The following is a 20,290-nucleotide window of genomic DNA, read 5'->3' on the forward strand; positions in this document are numbered from 1 at the left end:
CAAGGTAATCAAGCGAGATCAATGGGTTGGGCCGTAAGTGGTTGATATCTAAGGATCAGATGTTCTCTTTTTGGTCCGCCTCATAACCTGAAGGCCGCAGGTTCAAATCCTGCCCCCGCAACCAAAAATATCAATACGAATCAATGCCTTGCACCCCGCTTTACCGCGGGGCTCTTTGCTGTCCAAATACCAGGTCAACAAACGCACAGAAACGGCGTGCAAGATCAGGGGGATAGTAGGTGGCCTGCCCCGATTGAGTGGTCCGGTTTCAGTCTTAGTGCATGACGGGCTGTGGCGCTACGGTTGGGTTTGCCGGCGAAGCGGGTCCGGGTGGCGAAGCCGGCCGCTGGATGACCTCGGGATCAGGCTGGCGATACCCCAGTTATGAGTGCGGGCGCCCCGAGATCGGTCATTCCGTCGGGAACTTACAGAACCAGACGGAAAGGGCTTTTGCATTGCACCTTGGCTTGGGCGCGCCACAATTCATCTCGGGGAAAAATGACGAGAAGCTGCCTGCTCCGCCTAGGAGAGGGGTCGACAGCGCACATGTCGTATGCGTAATCTCTGTTTATCGCATGCAATCTACCTCCAGGGGATTTGGTCGAGCCGTCGATGGACTTTGACTTCAACACATTGCCAGCCGCGGACCGCTATCGCTTGCTGACCAGTTTCGTCGTGCCGCGGCCGATTGCGCTGGTGACGACGCGGGCGCTTATGGGCCACGACAACGCTGCTCCGATGAGCTTCTTCAACGTCTTTGCGCAAGAGCCGCCAATCCTGATTTTGGGCATCCAGGGGCGTCTGGGCGGCGTTGAGAAGGACACCGCTGCCAACCTTCGGCGGACGGGCGAATTCGTCGTGAACATGGTCGACAAGGCTTTGGCCGATCGGATGATCATCTGCGGCACGGCGCTTGCACCCGAGGTTGACGAGCTGAAGCTTGCCGGCCTGACCGCCGTTCCTGCGCTTCAGGTCAATGCCTCCCGCGTGGCCGAGAGTCCTTGCATCATGGAATGCAAAGTCGAGCAGATCATCGATTATCCGGGCCGCGCCATCGTGCTTGGGCGTGTCGTGCAGATGCAGGTGCGCGACGACTGCCTGGACGCCGCGGGCCGTTATGTGGTGCCAGAGGTCTATCAGCCTCTCGCCCGGCTGCACGCTGACAACTACATCATCCCGGACCGACAGTTCCAGTTGAAGAAGCCCGCCGAAATGATGGCGGCCGAAGCCGAATTCCTTGCGGGGCTGGCGAAATGAATCTGCTGATCCTGAACCCGAACAGCACGGCATCGATGACCGATACCATAGCGGCGACGGCGCGGCGTGTTGCTCTGCCGGGCTCGAGGATCGTGGCCGTGACCGGATCGGGAACGGCGCCCGCGTCGGTCGAAGGTCACGCCGATGCCGCCTTTGCCATTCCCGCCATGCTTGCCGCCATCCGGCTGGCCGAGGCGGGGGGCGCACCGCCGGATGCCATTGTGATCGCTTGCTTCGACGACCCTGGGCTTCTGGCGGCCCGCGAGATCGCCTGTGCGCCGGTGGTTGGCATTGCGCAAGCGGCGATGCAGGTTGCCATGCTGATTTCTGCGCGGTTCAGCATCGTGACAACCCTGCCAAGATCGGTGCCAATCATCGAGGAACTTGCGCATGTCTACGGGGCGGGAAATGCCTGCCGCAGGGTAAGGTCTGTTGATATTCCAGTACTTGCGCTGGAGTCAGCGCCGGATGCCGCCTTTGCGCGACTGGTGGCCGAGGGGCGCCGAGCCTTGGCCGAGGACGGGGCCGAGGCCATCGTGTTGGGCTGTGCCGGAATGGCCGAGATGTGCGGGAAGCTGTCGCACGCGCTTGGCGTGCCGGTGATCGACGGCGTTGTCGCGGCGGTGAAGCTGGCAGAGGCGCTGGCGGGCGGTGGATTTTCCACGTCGAAGGCCGGCTCTCTTGCCTATCCGCGCAACAAGGCGGCTGACGCGCCGGCTTGAGGCTGCCCGTGGCGTGGCGCATACTCGAGCCGATCAGAGAGGCATCATGGCACCCGAACGCAGCAAGACGAAGGGAACCCCGCGCACTCGCACCGAAAAGGTGCACCACGCCCTGCGCAGTGCGATCATCGAGCAACGCCTTGCCCCGGGGGTGCGCCTGCCCGAGGACACGATCGGTGAAAGCTTCGGCACGTCACGCACCATCGCGCGCGAGGCGCTTGGGCGCCTTGCCGTCGAGGGGCTTGTCGAGTTGATCCCCAATCGCGGGGCCTTCGTGGCCAATCCGTCGCTTGAAGAAGGGCGCGGCATCTTTGTAGTCCGGCGCGCGCTGGAACGGGCTATGGTGCTGGAACTTGCCGGGAGGATAGAAAGCGACATCGCCGCGCGCCTGCATGAAATGGTGGCCCGCGAGGCGGCGCTTGCGTCGCACAACGAGGCCGAGGCGATTCGGCTGGCCGGCGAGTTTCACCTGACGCTGGCACAGTTGACCGGAAATCCCCTGCTGATCCGCTATGTCACCGAGACAGTGTCCCGTTGTTCGCTGGTCCTGGCGATGTATGGCCGGCCCCATTCGGCCGATTGCGGCGCGCGAGAACATGCTGCGGTGGTCGAGGCGCTGATCGCAGGGAATGCGGAAGAAGCGGCCGAACTGATGGACCGGCACCTGGCCGACGTTGCCAGCCGCGCCCTGCTTCCCGCGCGTGCCCAAAAAGACATCCGCGAGGTTCTTTCTGCCTATGCAAAGGACATAGATCTGGATTGAACCCAGGTCGATTGTCAAATCGCATGCAGATATTGCATACGATATTGACAAGGTGTTTGCTGATGCCTGACTATCCCTGAATGAACAGGGAAGCAGGATGAACAGCGCACCATCGGCAATTGCAGTCCGGTCAGTCTCGAAAAGCTTCGGTCGCGGCGACGCGATGGTCCGGGTCCTGAGCGATGTGTCTGTCGAGATCGGCGTGCGAGAGTTCTTCACCCTGCTTGGACCCTCGGGGTGCGGCAAGACCACACTTCTGCGCCTGATCGCCGGGTTCGAGGAGTTGGACAGCGGAGACATCCTGATAGATGGGGTGCGGGTCGACCATCTTCCGCCGTTCCGGCGCCCGGTGAACACGGTCTTTCAGAGCTATGCGCTCTTCCCGCATCTGACGGTCGCGCAAAACGTGGCCTTTGCGCTTGAGCTGCAGGACTTGCCCCGCGCCGAAGTGCGACGCCGCGCAGGCGAGGCGCTTGAGATGGTGCGGATGGGCGCCCTTGCCGCGCGCAAGCCTGCGGAACTGTCGGGCGGGCAGCAGCAGCGGGTCGCCTTGGCGCGCGCCTTGGCGCCGAGACCCAAGGTGCTGCTGCTGGATGAGCCGCTGTCGGCGCTGGACCTGAAGCTGCGCAAGGAAATGCAGATCGAACTGAAGCAGTTGCAGGCCGAGGCCGGGATCACCTTCGTTTTCGTGACACACGACCAGGAAGAGGCGCTGACCCTGTCGGACCGGATCGCAGTGATGCAAGGCGGGCGCATCCTGCAGTTGGGAACCCCGCGCGAGATCTATGAACGCCCGGCGCATCGGTTCGTTGCCGACTTCATCGGCGAAATCAACCTGCTGGAAGGGCAGGTCAGTGGCCACGGCAAGGTGCGGCTGGATTGCGGGGCCGAGATTTCTGCCGGTGCCGGTCAAGCTGCGGGCGCGCGGGTCACGGTGGCCATCCGACCCGAACGGGCAAGGCTGGTTCGGGGGGGCGTGTTGCAGGCCGAGGTGACACATGTCGCCTATCTGGGAACGGCGACGATCATGCAACTGCGGCTTGCCGACGGCGGCCCGTTCCTTTTGCGCGCGGCAGCGGACGATCTGCCCGCAATCGGCGGTCGGGTGCAGGTCGACCTGCCGTCTGACGCCCTTCAGGTCTTTGCAGCATGAGCGGCACAGCCCCCCTGCGCCGCGCCGGGCTGGTGGGGCCTGCACTGGTGACCGTGCTGGTGCTGGTCGGCGTGCCCCTCTGTATCATGGTCTGGGTGTCGCTTCTGGGGCGGGGCACGACGATCGGGGTGGACTGGCAGTCGGTACCGTCGTTGGCCAACTACGCGCGGCTGATCTGGGAAGAGGATTTCGACGGCACGCTTCTGTTCAACCCGACCTATCTGTCGATCCTCTGGCGGTCGGTCTGGCAGGCGGCGGCGACGACGGCGATTTGCGTCCTTGTGGGACTGCCGGTGGCGCTTTGGATGGCAAGCCTGCCGCGCGGCCTGCGCAACGTGGTCATCCTGCTGGTCACGATCCCGTTCTGGACCAACCTGCTGGTGCGCAACTACGCTTGGCTTATCATCCTGCGCGAGGATGGGGCCGTGTCCTGGGCGGTAAATGCGTTATGGCCATTTGGGCCAGTGCAGCTGCTCTATAATGACACGGCCATCCTGATCGGGCTGGTCTATTCCTTTCTGCCCTTCATGATCCTTCCGCTTTATGCCGTGTTCGAGAAGTTCGACTGGCGGCTGCTTGAAGCCGCCTATGACCTCGGCGCCAACCGATGGCGGGCACTTCGGCGGGTGATCATTCCCCTGGCCATGCCCGGGATCATTGCCGGCTCGATGCTTGTCTTCATTCCCAGCCTCGGGTCCTTCGTGACGGCGGCGCTGTTGGGCGGGGGCAAGTCGATGATGATGGGCAACCTTATCCAGATGCAGTTTGGCCAGTCGCGCAACTGGCCCTTCGGTGCGGCGATCTCGGTCGTGCTGCTTGCGCTGATGATGCTGGTGCTGATGGGCATCGCACTCTGGAAGAAGCGGGCGGAGCAATCGACATGAACCTGCGACGCCTGCCCCTGACACGCGAGATCGGCCTGGGCGTACTTGTTTATCTGTATGTGCCGGTTGTGGTGCTGATCGTCTACAGCTTCAATGCCAATCGGACAGCCACGGTTTGGACGGAATTCTCGCTGGACTGGTACCGCAAGATTCTGGCCAATCCGTCGATCCGCGAGGCCACGTGGAATTCGCTGGTTCTGGCCGCCGCGGCGGGGATAGGGTCAACGCTTTTGGCCCTTGCCGCGGCACTTGGCACAAAGACGCGGTTCCGGGGCAGGGGCTTGGTCGAAGCGGTGCTGAACGCCCCCCTGATCCTGCCCGAGGTGGTGGTGGCTGTCGCAACGCTTATGCTGTTCGTGGCGATTGGTGTCGAGCTGGGCATGGCGGCGATGATCCCGGCGCACATCGCCTTCTGCATCCCCTTTGCCTTCCTGCCGATCAAGGCGCGGCTGGATGGCATGAACCCCAGCCTAGAGGAAGCCGCGCAGGACCTCTACGCCAACCGCCTGATCACTTTCCGCAGGGTGACGCTGCCGCTCTTGTGGCCTGGAATTCTGGCCGGGTTCACTTTGGCCTTCGTGACCAGTCTCGACGATTTCCTGACCTCGTTCTTCCTGTCGGGTCCGGGGTCCACGACGCTGCCGGTCTACATCTTCTCCGCCATCCGGGCGGGGATAACGCCGGAAATCAATGCGATCTCGACGATCATGCTGATCGTCTCGGTGGCGCTGGTCGTCACCTCTTTCCTTTTCGGCAGGATGCGCCGGTAAGCCACCAACAGGGGAGTCAACACAATGAAATGGAACGGATTTCTGACGGCTTCGATCCTTGCCTTCAGCGTCGTGGGCGCGGCCCGCGCCGAAGAGGAGAAGGTGCTCTACTTCTACAACTGGACTGACTACTACCCGCCCGAGCTCTTGACGAAGTTCGAGGTTGAAACCGGAATCAAGGTCATCCAGGATGGCTATGACAGCAACGAGACAATGATCGCCAAGCTACAGGCCGGGGGTGCAGCATACGATGTGATCGTGCCTACCGACTATGTGATTGCCGGCATGATCAGGGACGGGATGCTGCAGCCGATCAACGCGGCCGAGATGCGGAACTTCCAATACGTGCAAGAGTCCTTCAAGGACCCTGCGTTCGACCCCGGCCGCGTCTATACCGCGCCCTATACCTGGGGGGTCACGGGCATAGCCTATGACAGCGCGCAGGTCACCGGGGGCGAGCTGGAGCAGAGCTGGGGCGTCTTTTTCGAGCCGCCGCCGGAACTGGAAGGCAAGATCGCCGCACTGGATATCGGTAGCGAGATGATCGTTGCAGCGGCCCTTTATCTTGGGGTGCCGCAATGCACCGAAAGCAACGATGACGCGGCCAGAATTTTCGCGCTGCTCGAGGCGCAGAAACCCAAGCTGAAGATGTATTCCGCCGACAGCACGGTGGATCGCATGGCATCCGGCGAGGTGGCGATGCACCAGCTGTGGTCGGGGGCAACGGCGCGGGCCAAGGAACAGCGGGATACAATCCGCTTCATCTATCCCACGGAAGGCACGCCGATGTTCCAGGACAACTTCGCCGTGCCCGTGGGTGCGCCGCACCCCGAGAATGCGAAAACCTTCATCAACTGGATGATGGCACCGGAAAATGCAGCGGCTGTGACGAACGGCATCGCCTATGCCAACGCGATCGAAAGCGCCGAGTTCCTGGAAGATCGCTGGAAAAACGCCGAGTCGGTCAACATGCCGCCCGAGTTCGCCGACCGGTTGGTGCCGACCGATGTCTGCAGCCCGGCAGCGCAGGAACTGCGTGACAAGATCTGGACTCGTCTGAAAGGGTGATGACCTGCGGGCCTTCGGGCCCGCACTATTTGAAAGGGGGGGCCATGCTTTATGCCAATCTGCGTGATTGCAAGGGGCAGCCGGTTGCAATCCGCTGCACGGGCGGTCGCATCGCCGAGATCGGGCCTGATCTTGCTGGCCCCCCGGATGTTGATGGGGGCGGGCGTCTCTTGATGCCCGCCTTCGTCGAACCGCATGTGCACCTGGACAAGACGCTATATGGCGAGCCCTGGATGGGGGCGACGGCTGGCCCCGCCTTGCGCGACTACATCGACAACGAGCGGCGGATTCTGGCGGCTCAGACGACACCTATCGCGGTGCGTGCGGGGCGTCTCTTGGAACGGATGCTGGCCTACGGCACGATTGCAGTCCGCAGCCACATCGACGTGGCCCCCGACATCGGCCTGCGGCATGTCGAGGCGATGCTGGCGCTGCGGCAGGCCTGGATTGACCGGATCGACCTTCAGTTCGTGGCCTTTCCGCAGACCGGCCTGCTCTGCCGCCCCGGCACGGCCGGCTTGATGCGGGAAGCACTGCGGATGGGGGTGGAAACCGTGGGGGGGCTTGATCCGGCGGGCATCGACGGTGACCCGGAGGGACAGTTGCGCCTGATCTTCGGTATGGCCGAGGACTTCGGCGCGGGGCTGGACATTCACCTGCACGACAAGGGAGAGCTTGGCGCCTGGCAGATCGAACGGATTGCGGATTACACGCAAGGCGCCGGGTTGCAGGGTCGGGTGATGATCAGTCATGCCTACTGTCTGGGCATGATCCCCGATTGGCAGCTGGAACGGATCGGGCGGCGACTGGCTGACCTGCGGATTTCGTTGATGACCTCGGCCCCCGCCGAAACGCCCATCCCGCCCGTGCAATCCCTGACCGAGATGGGTGTGACGGTCTGCTGCGGGTCGGACGGCATTCGCGATTCATGGTCGCCGGTGGGCAACGGCGACATGCTGGAACGGGCCTTCTTCGTCGCCTACAAATATGACTGGGGGCGCGACAACGAGTTCGCACTGGCGCTGGACTGCGCCACCAGCCATGCCGCCCGCGCTATCGGGCTGCAGGACCATGGCCTGGCGCCGGGCTGCCGCGCCGATTTCCTGATGGTGGATGCCGAAACCCCCGGCGATGCGGTCTGTCGCCGTCCGCTGGCGCGCCATGTCGTGCGCGCCGGGCAGATCGTGGCCGAGGACGGGCGTCTGGTTTGATGCGCACCTTGCTCAGCGCCGACTGGGTCGTCGGGTTTGACGGGCGCGACCATTGCCTGATCCCGGGGGGTGAGGTCGTCTTCTCGGGTCCGGTCATCGAATTCGTCGGGCGAGGCTTTCCCGGCCCGGTGGATCGCCGCATTGACTTTGGCCGCGCGATGATCGGCCCCGGTTTCATCGACCTGGATGCCCTGGGCGATCTGGATACCGAGGTTCTGTGCTTTGACAACGGCCCCGGCCGCAAACTCGGCCGCATCTGGACTGAAGAGGCGCTGCAGCGCGGTCCGCAGGACGCCTACACGCCCGAGGAAGAGCTGTTCAAGTATCGCTATGCCTTTACCCAGTTGATCCGGAACGGCATTACCACCGCGCTGCCGATCACCTCGATGCTCTACCGCGCATGGGCCGAGAGCTATGACGAGATGGCCGGGGTCGCGGCGATTGCCGAAGAGATCGGCATCCGTGCCTATCTTGGTCCCTGCTACATGTCGGGACTGACCTACCAGCGGTCTGATGGCAGCCTTGCCCAGCACTGGGACGAGGCGCGGGGTCTCGCGGGCCTCGCGGATGCCGCCCGCTTCATCGCCGATTTCGACGGGCGGGCCGGGGGCCGCATCCGCGCCTTTCTGGCCCCTGACCGGATCGAAACGCAGCTTCCCTCGGTTCTGGCCCGGACGGTGAGCCTGCAACGCGAAACCGATGTGCCAATGCGGTTGCATTGCTGCCAGTCGGTCTATGAATTCGAGACGGTTCTGGCGATGCGCGGCCACAGCCCGCTGGGCTGGCTTGAAAGCCTGGGCCTTCTGACCGAAAGGGCCATCCTTCCACATGGCATCTACATCTCGGGCCACCCGCAGGTCAGCCGGGGCGGGGATGACGACATGCAGCGGTTAGTCGCGTCGGGGGTGACGGTGGCACATTGCCCGGTGGTATTTGCCCGCGACGGCGAGGCCTTGGACTCGTTCTCCAGCTATCTTGCTCAGGGGGTGCGGTTCGGCATGGGCACGGATACCCACCCCGCCGACATGGTGGAAAACATCCGGCTGGGGCGTATCCTTTCGGCGCTGATGGATGGCGAAGCCAAGGCCACGGCGGCGGATTTCTATCGTGCGGCCACCCTGGGCGGAGCAGATGCTCTGGGACGGCCCAACCTGGGGAGACTGGCGGCAGGGGCCCGGGCCGATATCACGGTGTTTGACCTCACAGGTTTTCACCTGGGGCAGGTGCTGGACCCGATCAAGGCCATGACGCTGGCCGGCACGGGACGCGACTTTCGCGCCAGCTTCATCGACGGGCGCGAAGTGATGGCGGATTTCACGGTGGCAGGAAGCAATGTCGCGACGCTCACTGCCGCGGCCGACGCCCAGATCCTGAAGGCCCGTGCCATCCACGCCGACCGCGCCCCGGATCGCCCCCAGGTTCAAGAGATCTTCAGGCCGTCGTTTCGGGTTCTTGACTGATCGCACCGGGCGACGTGCAGCGGGGCACGGTCTCTGCCGCGTCGGATCCGACTGGTCTGGCGGCGGATCGCTGAGCCAGGTTGAAAGTGCACAGGCTGGGGCGTTTGCCCAAGCCTCGGTTTCCGGCAAAGCACCGTTGTCTCTGGGGGGCGATGGCCGAAAAGCTCGGGCAAAGGAACCGCGCCGTGGGTGGCGGTGACGATCCGCGTCCCCGGGGGGGCAGGGCCGCCAGCCGGGCGCGGAAGGTGGTGGCTTGCGCGGGCGCCACGAAATCGGTCTTGCACCGGACCCGCACATCCGCCATCGCCACCTCAGAGCGCTTCCGATGCCTGTGTCCAGCGTCGCGGGGCCGTTCACAGCATCGCAGACCGTGAACATCCCATCCATCCGCAGCGCCGCCCCAAGGCCGGGCGTCACGATCAGCCTGTGCAGGCGGTCGCTCAAATCACCCGGAAATCCGCCCAAGGATCGTCGAGTAGCTTACTGCAGCATGGGCCAACGAAGCCGTCGGCGCGATCATTGGCCGTGCAGGGACATGAATATGCCGCCGAGATCGAATTCGGGCATCGCCGGGTCCAGGAACAGGGCAATCTCTGCGCGGCTGCCGGGGGTCGGTTCCAGTTGGACCATTTCGTCCAGGGGCAGTTCCACTCGGGTCGTCGCCTTGCCCTGAACAACAGGGATGGGACGTGTCGTCGGCAAGAGATCCGTCCGTTCGCCTGCGCCGGAATAATAGATCAGCTGAAGGCCGAGAGAGGTCGTTCTTTCGCCCTCTCCGATCACGCAAAGATCGATCCGGCGTGTGCGCATCAGCAACGCCGGATCGATCCGGCATTCAAGCGTCAACCACAACATGCGCCGCTTGCGTTGGATGGCAAAGCGCAGGATCTGCCGGGATTCCGTCACCGGCAGGGCCGTCAGGGACAGAATGGAAACATCGTCCGCAGAGCATCCAAGGCGGATCCCTGCGGTCAGTTCCGCGTAGGGCCCGAGTTCGGCCGGAACGAACCGCCGGGGATCGAACAACGGCTCGAAGCAGTCCGAAAGATCGATCATCCCGGGCGGTCCTTCCATGGGGATTGAAGTGGCTGATGCCATGGGTTTGCGGCCTTTCAGGTCAGTTTGCCAGCCAGAAGATCGGAAATCGACTGCGGACCGTAGCGTCGCAGCAGACCGGGCGGCACCTGCGCGAGATGGTCCACGATGTCGCTTTCGATCATCTTCAGGATGTTCTGGCGCGTCCGGAAGAAATAGCCGGCGAGGTCCTGTTCGGCTTGAACGGTCTTGCCCGGCCCGGACGTCCCGGACTGCGACAGTTTGGTCAGCTTGTAATGGCGGATCGGCAGGATTGCCGGGCCGAGCGGCATTGGCGGTGCGCGCCAGCTGGTCGTGCCGTCATCGTGCAGGGTCAAGTCATGAAACCCCTGATTGAACCGCATCTCCTTGGTCGGTCGCACAAACGGAAGCTTGCGGAGGCTGTCCAGCGTTCCCAGCAGGTGATGTCTCAGATCGACCGCCCAACTGATGTCGGGGCGTTCGCCAAAGCCCCAGGACACGGCGTCGACGTAACCCGTGTCGACAGGTCCCGGACGCATCAGGAAATGATCGAAGCTCGTCACGAAATCGGCCTTGTCAGGCTTGCAGCCGGGGCCGGGGACCATGTCGATCAACAGCCCGTCGGCGTAAAAAGCGCCTTGTTCCGCCAGAAGGACGCCGAGATCGGCGAACGAGGACAGGCCTTCGGGCAGATCGACGAACTCATCGGCGTCGACCATCAGCGCCCACGCACCGGGCCTCAGATACGTCTGCATGAGGGCCTTCATCCACAGCACCTTGGATGTTCCGTACCACCCGAAATTCGGCTGGAACCAGTGAACACCAGGCGCCGAGAACGCCTGCGGGCCAGGAATGTCCGATCCGTCGTCGATCAGGAAGAACCGGTCTACACCCCGGTCCCGGTAGTGTTTGTAGAAAGCCGGCAAGAACCTGTGATCGTTCTTGAGGCACCCGAAAAGGGCAAGGTCCGCCTCCGCGCGCGGTGGTGCCGTATCCCCCATGGGCCGCATTAGCGTGGCGATGGTCTCTGCCGGAGCTGCGTCGAGATAGCTGAACCCCGCTGCCCGGGCGAGGTCCCGATACATTTCACGCCTTTCGCCGCTGGCTTCGTTCTTTTCAAACGAACTGAACGTGTTGAACCGGGTCATGGCCTGCAGTTCTGGACTGCTCGCGACGTAATCGGTTGCCTTGGCGTTCATCGCACGCGAGGTGGCGCCGACCGCGCCCAGATGAAGGTTGAAATGCAGATCCTCGGCGAAGGTCGCGGCTTCCGGCGCCGAAAAAAGGTGGTTCTCTGTGTCCCTTCGATAAAGGTGTATCCCCGGCAACCTGCGGATTGCCGAAATGAGCAGATCCATTTCGTCGAATTGCCGCCACAGGAAGCGCTCGTCATAACCGATGATCTCGTAAACCGACCTCGGTACGGTAATCCGTCCGCTGGTCCCATCGCCCCATGTTCCCGAAAAATGATGGATCAAGACCGCGGGGTGACCCTTGTCCATGATGTCCAGGGTCTGACTGACCTCATCGGGATCAAGATGATTGTCGGCATCCAGACTGGAATAGAATGTGCCGCGCAGACGTCCGCGAAAGGAATTCTTGGCCCGGCCAAAATGCCACCGGATCAATGTCATGGGCTGGATCAGGCGCAGATAGCCGCTGTCCAGGTCCTCGGCAAAGCGGCATCGGACCCATTCCAGTGCCGGATCGTCTGGCGACAGGACACTGACGATGAATTCGATCTGATCCTGGAAGCGTCGATTCGAGGTCAGGTTCGCCGTCAGCGTCGCCTGCAGGTCGGACAGCCGGTCCAGAACCGGGATGCAATACGACAGGCGCTTGGGTTCTTTCAGTGTCGCGAGGATGGCTTTCGCGTCGTCCTCCCCGCGGGGCAACGGGTTGGCGGGGGGCACGCCAAACGGTGCCGTCATGCAGAAATGCCGCTCGGCCGTCATGCCGTCCGGAATCGAGTCCGCGTTCCGTGCGGCATACCAGACCGCATCAAAGGCACGGTTGTTGGCGACGATGTCACTGAGATCGCGACCGGCGAGCCATGCAACGTCTTGTCGGGTCACCAGAATTCTGCCCTCGTCCCCAGCCGTCGCCGTCATGCACTGCCCCGCGAACGCAGGATCGACCGCAGAAGTGTCTTGTGCCTGCTTCCGCCCTTGGAAGGCCGGGCATGCGTCTGTGTTTCCGGCAGTGGCTCCGCCTGATCTGTTTTGCGCCGTTCGGCGTGCCGACTTGCTTCTGCCAGAGCGGCGACGGCGATGCGCAGCTGCCGATCACGTTGCCTCAGCGCCTCGACTTCGCCTGTCATGGCCTGGACACGTTCGTCCGCAAGCGCGGCACGGCTGGTTGCCACCTCGGCCAACAACCGAAAATGCTCGGCCAGTTGCGCCTGGGCCTGCATCTCGGCAAGGAACCCGGCATGGTACATTCCGGGTGGATGGTCCGCGTCACTCGTCATCCCGTATGGGCCCGTCACTGTGAATGATTGCGATCAGAGCCCGAGGTCTGATCCTTGCACGGTACCTTTCGGCGAGTTTCGCCGGGAAATCATACACTGGGACAAAGGCCAGCAGGTCATGCGCGGTCGCCCAAAGGGCTTGCCGTTCATGGTCGGCCTGCGTCCTCAGACATACCTATAGCACGCGTGACGTAGGTCGAATATCTGTTGACCGCAACCCGGCTGGAAAGGAATTTGGGGTGCGATGCGTTCTTCTGGTTGATGCCTTTTTTCAATTGCCTCCGCCCGGGATGTCCCGTTCGTCTGGGGGCGTTTCATCAGGGCATGTCTGAATTGCAGCATTGCGCGTAAGTGGTGACCAGCTGACACGCGAGGATCGGATAGAGGGCAGGATGCGCCCCTCCATGCGGTCCGGCATTGATGACGATCGCGCCGCAACCGGCTCATGCAGCAGTTTCGGACCTAAGAAAGGGGAATAACGCCTTGAAAAGACGGCAATTGCTGGCGTTGGCTGGCGCGGCTTCCCTGTCTCCTGCGTCCGTTGCCTTTGCACAGGCCAAAAGCGGCGCGGCTGCGGTGCAGGCGGCGCAGGCCCATTTCGCGGGCCGGACGGTGCGGGTCCTGATACCGTCGGCGGCAGGTTCAGGAACAGACCGCAGTGCGCGGCAGTTCATTGACGAATTGCAGCGTCTGTTGCCCGGAACCCGCCTTCGGATCGAGAACATCGAACGCGCCGGGGGGCAGATCGCCGCCTCCGACCTCTGGCGCGCACCGGCTGACGGTTCGGTCGTGGGTTTCCTGCGCAGCAACCTGTTCTATGCCGAACTCATGGAACGCTCGACGCTGGACTTCGGTTTCACCGGATTCACCTTCTTCGGGTCGATCACCCGCGGGCACAGGGTTCTTGTGCTGGGGAATGAAAGCCGCATCGAGAACATCGAAACGATCCTGTCCGGCGACCGGATCATCCTGAAATCGGCCGATGCGGTCAATTCAAGCCATTATTACGAAGCGCTTCTGATGAACGCGCTTGCCGGGTCGCGGATCTTGCCGGTTCCGGGGTTCGCGGGCGGCGCCCGAAACATGGCCGTCATCAGCGGCGAGGTCGACTGCCAGATCGGCTCGATCGAGGCGGTCCAGCCGATCATCGAGGCCGGCGCAGGCCGGATCGTCTTTCGCCTGACCTCGGCCCCCCTTCCTGAGGGCCTTCCGGACGTGCCACGGCTGGCCGACCATCTTCGCGATCCCGCGTTGGCATGGGCGGTCAGGATCATCGACGCCGCAGCAATGCTCGGCCGTCCATTTGCCGGTCCGCCGGACATGGAGCCTTCGGCCGCCGGCCACTGGAAGGTGCTGTTCGAGGCCGTCGTGAACAACCCCGCCTTCCGCGAGCTTTCGCGGGTGGAGGAAGGGTTGGTCATAGACCCGGCATCTGGCGAAGACATCGCGGAACTGCTGTCAGGCATTGCAGGGATGGGGGACGGGCTGCAAGACGACATAGACAGCCTGCTGGACTGCGGGCAACTCCTGACGTCCAGCGAAGAGAGCCAGTGTGGTTGACCGGCCCGCAGGTAAACGGTGATGTCTTCATGGGCCGACAGCATCGACATGGCATTCGGGCTTGTTCCCGTTCTTTTCGCCGGGATGGTCTTCGGCCTTGTCGCGGGGCTTACGCCGGGCATCAGCGGGCGGATCGGGCTTCTGATCGCGCTGCCGGTAGCCCTGTGGTTCGATCCGGTCGGTGCCGCCGTCTTTCTGATCGCGATGCATTCGGTCGTCCATACGACCGGATCGGTGCCTGCGGTTCTGCTTGGCCTTCCAACATCAAGTTCCGAGGCCGCCACGGTGATGGACGGCTGGCCGATGATGAAGGCGGGCAGGGGGGGCGAGGCCGTCGGCGCGACCCTTGCTGCATCGCTTGTCGGCGGTGTGCTGGGAGGAGTGGCGCTGTTGGCGCTGGCCCCCTTGGGCGGGGTCATCGCGCGACAGTTCACTTCGGCCGAAGTCGCGGCGCTTTCGGCAACGGGACTTCTGGCCATCTCAGCCCTTTCGGGGCGAAGCCTCGCGCTTGGCCTTGTCGTGGCCGCGCTGGGTGTGCTGGCGGCGACGGTCGGGGTTGACACCCACACCGCGGCCGAGCGGTTCACCTTCGGACGGCTGGAACTCTGGGACGGGTTGAACATCGGGGCCATCGTCGCCGGGCTTTTTGTCATACCCGGTTTGCTGCATGACCGCTTCAAGGGGCACCCGTCAGGGCAGCCCGAAATGCGCAAAACGCCCGCGCGCGTCCACTATGCCGATGTGCTGAGGGGATGCCACGCGACGATGCGCAATGGCTGGCTGGTCCTGCGGTCGTCGGTCCTGGGCATTGTCGTCGGCTTCATCCCCGGCCTCGGGGCCAGCGTTGTCGTGTGGCTGGCCTATGCCCATGCCAGCGCCTCGACCCGGCCAGCGGTGCCTTTCGGAAAGGGGGCGGTCGAAGGCGTCATCGCGCCTGAGGCTGCGAACAACTCGAAGGAAGGTGGCGCGATGCTGCCGACCCTTCTCTTTGCCGTCCCGGGGACGTCGAGCATGGGCATCCTTCTGGGTGCCTTTGCGCTGATCGGGATCGAGGTCGGGCCCGGCATGGCCTCTCGCGATCCGTGGGTCATCCATTTGGCGGGCTGGGTGATCCTTTTCGCAAGTCTCCTGGCTTTCCCGATCTGTCTGGCCCTTGCGCCAGTGCTGACCCGTCTGGCCTTTTTGCACAGGGCGATGGTGGTGCCCTTCGCGCTGATGGCGTCAACGGTGGCGGCCCTGGCCATTTCCCCCAGTGTGGAGACGCTGGTGCAGATCGTTGTCTTCGGTGCGCTTGGCACGGTTCTCGCGCATCTCGATTGGCCACGGGCGCCTTTCGTCCTGGGTCTCGTGATCGGCCCGATCCTCGAGGGGGCGTTGACGCGCACCATGCTGACGGTCGGCACCGACGCGCTTGCGCGCCCCATGGTTCTGGTGATCCTCGGGGGGGCGCTGGCCTCTGTCGTGTATTGGCGCCGCAGGGGCGCGCGGCGTGTCGGCGCATCTCTGCCCGAGGCCGAAGGCGGCGAACCCGGCTCGCACGCCGTGGTTTCCGCCCTGGTGGCGGCGGTCTTTGCCCTGGCGATCGCCGGGGCCTGGTCCTTGCCGGGCCAGTCGTCGGTGCTGCCGGTCCTTGTCGGGGTTTCCGGCCTGTTCGCGTCTTTGGCCGCGCTGGTTGCCCGCTACCCCGCGCGTGGATTTTCCGACGTCGTGACGCCATCCGTGCTGGCCGTGTTTCTGGCTTTCCTCGGGGCAATATGGCTGGTGGCGCCACCTCTGGCGGCAGCCGCATTCGCGATGGTCTACCATGTCCGGTTCACGCCGCTGCCGCGACGCTGGCTGGTGCCGGTCTGCGCAGGTTTCGCCTTAACGGCCTGGGTTCTCGCCGGTGAGACGATCGGCGTCCTCCGGCCTTTCACCGCGTTCGGCGACCTGGTGCCGATCAGCGGCCCCTGAACAGGGAACGGCCATTCCTGATGATCCGGCGCAGGAAGGTGGGGCTGTCTGATACGGACGGTGTGGCCTGCCTTGCCGGTTGCCCTGACTTTGGTGGGACAGGCGTCTCGGCGACGGGCGCGGTTGGTGCGATGGCCAGCGCGACAGGCGGCGCCGCCTTCACCGGTGCCGGCAGGTCGTGGCTTCTGGGATAGGGCAGGCCGAGCGTGACCGGCTTGCCCTCCGCAAGTGGTGTGTCGATCCGCTGGAAGGCCGCAAGCAGGCGGTCGCGCACGATCCGTCGCCGCTCCTGCCGGGGATCATCCTTGTCGATGCCGGGAAAAGTGGGGTTCGAGTTGATCTCGAACACGATCACCTTTCCATCCAGCACCGTATAGTCGATCCGCCCGAAGTCGGCAGAGGCCAGATCCATGATCCGCAGAAGAACGTCCTCGTGCGGATTGGTCAGGATGTAATCCATTTCCTCGGCGATGTGGCGCTCGGTCCGGTGGCTGCTGTTGCTTTTGACGACCCAGTCTTCCGAAATCTGCAGATGCTGGGGAAGGATCCGGTCGCCTACCCGGAATGCGCCATATTTGCGATACATGCCGTCGGCATCGGCACGGTTGCAGAATTCCACCGCCAGCCGACCCCGCAGCGGGATTCCGCGCGCCATCATGTCCTGCACGGCAAGGTCCAGCGCGGCACGATCGTGAAGCAATCCCGTCTCGGCACCCTGGGCGTCGCCCTCGCGGCGCAGGAAGACCGGGAAGGCAAGGTCAGGCAGCGGAAGTTCAAGCCGGGCCGAACGGAACGGGTTTATCCCCTCGTGCCACAGTCGTTCCAGCAACTCGTGGCGCTGAAGGAACCGGGCGGGATGGTTGAGGATACGGACATCGGGATTGGCGGCGCGCATCTGTTCGGCCGCCGTGGCCGCGATTTCGAGTTCGTACTGGGACAGGCGGTCGAAGTCGGTAAAGACAAGATGCGCGGGCGGAAGCGACAGTGTCGAAAAGATTTGTTCATAGGACAGGACATCCAGCACCCCCCGGCTTTCGGGGGGCAGGGTCGGCAGGAAACGATCGATCGTATAGCGGTGCCGGGCGCGGCAGACGTAAAGGATCATCCGCAACCGCCTTTCCGCGCCACCACAAGAACCCCCTTGGAAGCCCGAGGAACCGGCCGCCCGGCCGCGTCGAAGCCGGTGCCGCGGCGCAGATCCTCGATCGTTTCGACGGCCAGCCCCGCGTCGGCCAGCCAGCGCTGCAGCGCGTCCAGATCATCGAAGGGGCCGCGCCTTTCCGCCCGCCCGGCCGTATAGGCGTCAAGAAGTTCGGCGAATTCTGCTTCCCCTCCCGGCAAGGGCACACCACGCGCGGAAAGCTGCGACAGGACATGCTGGCGATGGTGCGCCGTGGACAAAGCCGGCGCGGATCGTCCGATCGAGGTGGTCATGACCAGCCGGCCGCCGGTCTGCAGGCTCTGGCCCATAAAGGCCCCCGCCCGCGGAAGATCCTCCGCTGGCAGAAACGACAGGACGGAATGGGCCACGATCAGTTCGACAGGCGGGGTGACGGGGGCGCCGGTGATCGATCCCTGCTGCGTGCGCAGTCGGCCTGCGGCCCGCCCCCCCAGAAGCGCAAGGCACTGGCGCAGCGGTGTTTCGCAAAGATCCAGCACCGTCAGATCCACCGGCCTTTCCGCCGCGGCATCCAGCACACATTCGGCAAGCCCGGCATCGGCGCTGCCCGCCAGCAGAACGGTCGTTCCCGCATCCAGCAACGGGGAGAGTACCCGCATCAACCGGTCACGGTCGGCATCCACGCCGCGCGGCGGGTCGATGAGACGCAGATAGGGCCAGACCGCGTGATAGGCCCCGCATCCCCTGCAATGGGTGTGCGAAAGATCATGAGCCAGCCGTGCGGCGGCTTCGGATCGGGTGATCTGCACATGAGGCGCGGGCATGTCGTCCACGGGTCCGGCACTCTCACTGGTGTTGGTGTGCCGACAGGTCGCGCCCGGCAACACGATCATGACCAGTTATCCGGTAATTGGAACAGGTTCCAGTCGTCTTGGGGGCAGCACCGGTTCTGGCGTCCTGACGGGAACATGACAGTCGCGGCGCGTGTCCTGCCTTGCGGGCGCGCCGGGCAGGCTTTCTGGCCCGTCCGGGTGGCGTGTTGCGTGGCGGGACTTGACCGCAATCCGCGCCGGTTGGTCAGCTCAGGCCTGGTTTCCCAGCCAGAGAGTGATGGCCGGGAAGGCGATCAGAATGCCAAGGCGCACAAGGTCCACCGCAATGAAGGGAATGAGGCCCTTGAAAATTCGCCCGATGGCGACGTTTGGCAAGACGGCTTTCAGAACGAACACGTTCATTCCGACAGGGGGCGTGATCAGCGCGATTTCCGTAACCACGATCACGATGATCCCGAACCAGACCAGGTCGAAACCCTGCGCCACCACGATGGGCGCGAACAGCGGCACGAAGATCAGGATGATGGCCATCGAGTCCATCACGCAGCCCAACACCAGAAACACGCACATGATGGCGAGGATCAGCGCCGTACCCTCGAGGCCGGTCGATTGAACGAGTTCGAGAACACCGATGGCCAGCCCCGACAGCGTCAGCAGTTTTGACAGCATCAGCGCGCCGAACAGAACGGAATAGAGCGACACCGATGTATAGGCCGTGTCGATGATGATGGCGCGCAGTGCCGCCCAGGTCAGGCGCCCATGAAACGAGGCGATCAGGATCGCCAGCCCGGCACCGATGCCGGCCGCTTCTGTCGGGGTGAACAGTTTGGCGTAAAGGCCGCCAATGATCAGCCCGAACAGAAGAAAGAAGGGCCAGACGCCCGCCAGCGTCTTGATCTTTTCCGCCCAGGGAGTGCGTTCGCCCTTCGGGGCATGGCTGGGATTGATCGCGGCGACAAAGCTGATTGCCGCCATATAGAAAGCCAGTCCCAGAAGGCCGGGCACGACACCGGCGACAAAGAGGTCGCCAATGTTCGTCTGTGTCAGGATGCCGTAGACGACCATGATGATCGACGGCGGGATCAGGATCCCGAGCGTCCCGCCGGCCGCGATGGTGCCCGAGGCAAGTTCATCCGAATAGCGATACTTGCGCATGCTGGGATAGGCGACCTTGGCCATCGTCGCTGCGGTGGCATAGCTGGACCCGCAGACTGCCGAGAACCCCGAACATGCCACCATGGTCGACAGGGCTAGCCCGCCGCGGACATTCCCGACAAAGGCATATGCCGCCCGGAACAGGTCGCTGGCGATCCCGGTCTTCGAGATGATGTTGCCCATCAGGATGAACATGGGCACCACGGCCAGATCGTAGGACAAGACCGCGTCGGAAATGGTGAGCGGGACAAGCTGGAAGGCGATGTTCCAGTTTATCGCAAATCCGATCCCCGCGACCGAAACGGCCAGAAGGGCAAAGGCAAGGGGAACGCGAAGGAAAGCAAGGAGGATGGCCGAAGCCATCGCGATGGCACCGATGATCATAGGGCTTCCTCCTTGTGGGTATCCTTCGGATCGACCATCGGCCCGAAAAAGGTGATCCCGAGTGCGGCGAGGGCGGACAGGGCACAGCTCAGCGCCATGAACAGGTAAAGCGGCCCGCGCGGGATGCGCAGCGCCTGGCTGACCTCGGAGATGCGTGTGGCGTTCAGCCCATGCTTGACGAAAAGCCACGCAATCACGCCCAGGACCACAACCACCAAGGCCGAGGACAGAACCCGCCACCAGGCCATCCACGGCTTGCTGACGAGGCGATCAAAAAGGTCAACCGACAGATGTGCCCCGGCCGCGGTCACCAAGGGCAGCCCGCAGAAGACGACCAGCGCCATCAGATGTTCCGTGATATCGTTGGACCCGTAGATCGGCTTGCCGAAAATCCGGCGTCCGACGACATCGGCAAACGTCAACGCGACCATGGCCAGCAGAAAGACGGCCATACCCGTCTCAACACTTCGG

At 63.6% G+C, this 20,290-nt stretch carries 18 protein-coding genes; 11 read left to right on the forward strand and 7 right to left on the reverse strand.

Annotation, left to right across the window (positions count from 1 at the left end; translation table 11 throughout):
- Nucleotides 1-612: 612 nt before the first annotated feature.
- From E7811_RS17540 to E7811_RS17580, 9 genes are all read left to right on the forward strand, one after another.
- Nucleotides 613-1,257, forward strand: coding sequence for a flavin reductase family protein (locus tag E7811_RS17540; protein WP_136395986.1), 645 nt, complete (start codon nucleotides 613-615; stop codon nucleotides 1,255-1,257).
- Nucleotides 1,254-1,979: an aspartate/glutamate racemase family protein gene (locus E7811_RS17545; RefSeq protein ID WP_136395987.1), complete on the forward strand. Its 726-nt coding sequence runs from the start codon at nucleotides 1,254-1,256 to the stop codon at nucleotides 1,977-1,979. The genes E7811_RS17540 and E7811_RS17545 overlap by 4 nt, the downstream gene beginning before the upstream one ends.
- A 46-nt stretch (nucleotides 1,980-2,025) precedes the next feature.
- Nucleotides 2,026-2,742, forward strand: coding sequence for a GntR family transcriptional regulator (locus tag E7811_RS17550; RefSeq protein ID WP_136395988.1), 717 nt, complete (start codon nucleotides 2,026-2,028; stop codon nucleotides 2,740-2,742).
- Nucleotides 2,743-2,839: 97 nt separating this feature from the next.
- Nucleotides 2,840-3,895, forward strand: a complete 1,056-nt coding sequence (locus E7811_RS17555; protein ID WP_136395989.1) for an ABC transporter ATP-binding protein — start codon at nucleotides 2,840-2,842, stop codon at nucleotides 3,893-3,895.
- Complete coding sequence (locus E7811_RS17560; protein WP_136395990.1) at nucleotides 3,892-4,779, forward strand: ABC transporter permease; 888 nt, start codon at nucleotides 3,892-3,894, stop codon at nucleotides 4,777-4,779. The genes E7811_RS17555 and E7811_RS17560 overlap by 4 nt, the downstream gene beginning before the upstream one ends.
- On the forward strand, nucleotides 4,776-5,549 hold the full coding sequence (locus E7811_RS17565; RefSeq protein ID WP_136395991.1) for an ABC transporter permease: 774 nt from the start codon (nucleotides 4,776-4,778) through the stop codon (nucleotides 5,547-5,549). Before E7811_RS17560 ends, E7811_RS17565 begins: the two co-directional genes overlap by 4 nt.
- A gap of 24 nt (nucleotides 5,550-5,573) precedes the next feature.
- Nucleotides 5,574-6,617 (forward strand): extracellular solute-binding protein, encoded by a 1,044-nt coding sequence (locus E7811_RS17570; protein ID WP_136395992.1) that lies wholly within the window; start codon nucleotides 5,574-5,576, stop codon nucleotides 6,615-6,617.
- A gap of 44 nt (nucleotides 6,618-6,661) precedes the next feature.
- Entirely contained in the window at nucleotides 6,662-7,828 is a 1,167-nt protein-coding gene (locus E7811_RS17575) for an amidohydrolase family protein (protein ID WP_136395993.1), read from the forward strand.
- Entirely contained in the window at nucleotides 7,828-9,288 is a 1,461-nt protein-coding gene (locus E7811_RS17580; RefSeq protein WP_136395994.1) for a chlorohydrolase family protein, read from the forward strand. The genes E7811_RS17575 and E7811_RS17580 overlap by 1 nt, the downstream gene beginning before the upstream one ends.
- A 516-nt stretch (nucleotides 9,289-9,804) precedes the next feature.
- Here the strand turns inward: E7811_RS17580 and E7811_RS17585 are convergent.
- The 3 genes from E7811_RS17585 to E7811_RS17595 are packed head-to-tail and all read right to left on the reverse strand — an operon-like array spanning nucleotide 9,805 to nucleotide 12,784.
- Nucleotides 9,805-10,344, reverse strand: a complete 540-nt coding sequence (locus E7811_RS17585) for a hypothetical protein (protein WP_136395995.1) — start codon at nucleotides 10,342-10,344, stop codon at nucleotides 9,805-9,807.
- 56 nt (nucleotides 10,345-10,400) lie between these two features.
- On the reverse strand, nucleotides 10,401-12,455 hold the full coding sequence (locus E7811_RS17590; RefSeq protein WP_136395996.1) for a glycosyltransferase family 2 protein: 2,055 nt from the start codon (nucleotides 12,453-12,455) through the stop codon (nucleotides 10,401-10,403).
- Nucleotides 12,452-12,784: a hypothetical protein gene (locus E7811_RS17595; RefSeq protein ID WP_136395997.1), complete on the reverse strand. Its 333-nt coding sequence runs from the start codon at nucleotides 12,782-12,784 to the stop codon at nucleotides 12,452-12,454. Before E7811_RS17595 ends, E7811_RS17590 begins: the two co-directional genes overlap by 4 nt.
- 723 nt (nucleotides 12,785-13,507) lie before the next feature.
- Here E7811_RS17595 and E7811_RS17600 point away from each other — a divergent pair.
- Nucleotides 13,508-14,374: a type 2 periplasmic-binding domain-containing protein gene (locus tag E7811_RS17600; RefSeq protein ID WP_168733084.1), complete on the forward strand. Its 867-nt coding sequence runs from the start codon at nucleotides 13,508-13,510 to the stop codon at nucleotides 14,372-14,374.
- A 21-nt stretch (nucleotides 14,375-14,395) separates the two neighbouring features.
- A complete protein-coding gene (locus E7811_RS17605; protein ID WP_136395999.1) occupies nucleotides 14,396-16,327 on the forward strand; it encodes a tripartite tricarboxylate transporter permease in 1,932 nt (643 codons plus the stop codon).
- Here E7811_RS17605 and E7811_RS17610 read toward each other — a convergent pair.
- The 4 genes from E7811_RS17610 to E7811_RS17625 all read right to left on the reverse strand — a co-directional run bounded on the left by E7811_RS17610 (nucleotide 16,314) and on the right by E7811_RS17625 (nucleotide 20,271).
- Nucleotides 16,314-17,432, reverse strand: coding sequence for a hypothetical protein (locus E7811_RS17610; RefSeq protein WP_136396000.1), 1,119 nt, complete (start codon nucleotides 17,430-17,432; stop codon nucleotides 16,314-16,316). The genes E7811_RS17605 and E7811_RS17610 overlap by 14 nt on opposite strands.
- The gene (locus E7811_RS17615; RefSeq protein ID WP_136396001.1) at nucleotides 17,429-18,340 is read right to left on the reverse strand and encodes a hypothetical protein; all 912 of its coding nucleotides are present in this window, start codon (nucleotides 18,338-18,340) and stop codon (nucleotides 17,429-17,431) included. Before E7811_RS17615 ends, E7811_RS17610 begins: the two co-directional genes overlap by 4 nt.
- A 189-nt stretch (nucleotides 18,341-18,529) precedes the next feature.
- Nucleotides 18,530-19,819: a TRAP transporter large permease gene (locus E7811_RS17620; protein ID WP_136396002.1), complete on the reverse strand. Its 1,290-nt coding sequence runs from the start codon at nucleotides 19,817-19,819 to the stop codon at nucleotides 18,530-18,532.
- Nucleotides 19,816-20,271, reverse strand: coding sequence for a TRAP transporter small permease (locus tag E7811_RS17625; RefSeq protein ID WP_246020524.1), 456 nt, complete (start codon nucleotides 20,269-20,271; stop codon nucleotides 19,816-19,818). The genes E7811_RS17620 and E7811_RS17625 overlap by 4 nt, the downstream gene beginning before the upstream one ends.
- Nucleotides 20,272-20,290 lie beyond the last annotated feature (19 nt).

The organism is Aliigemmobacter aestuarii, assembly GCF_004799285.1.
In the GTDB taxonomy this organism is placed as follows: Bacteria; Pseudomonadota; Alphaproteobacteria; order Rhodobacterales; family Rhodobacteraceae; genus Aliigemmobacter; species Aliigemmobacter aestuarii.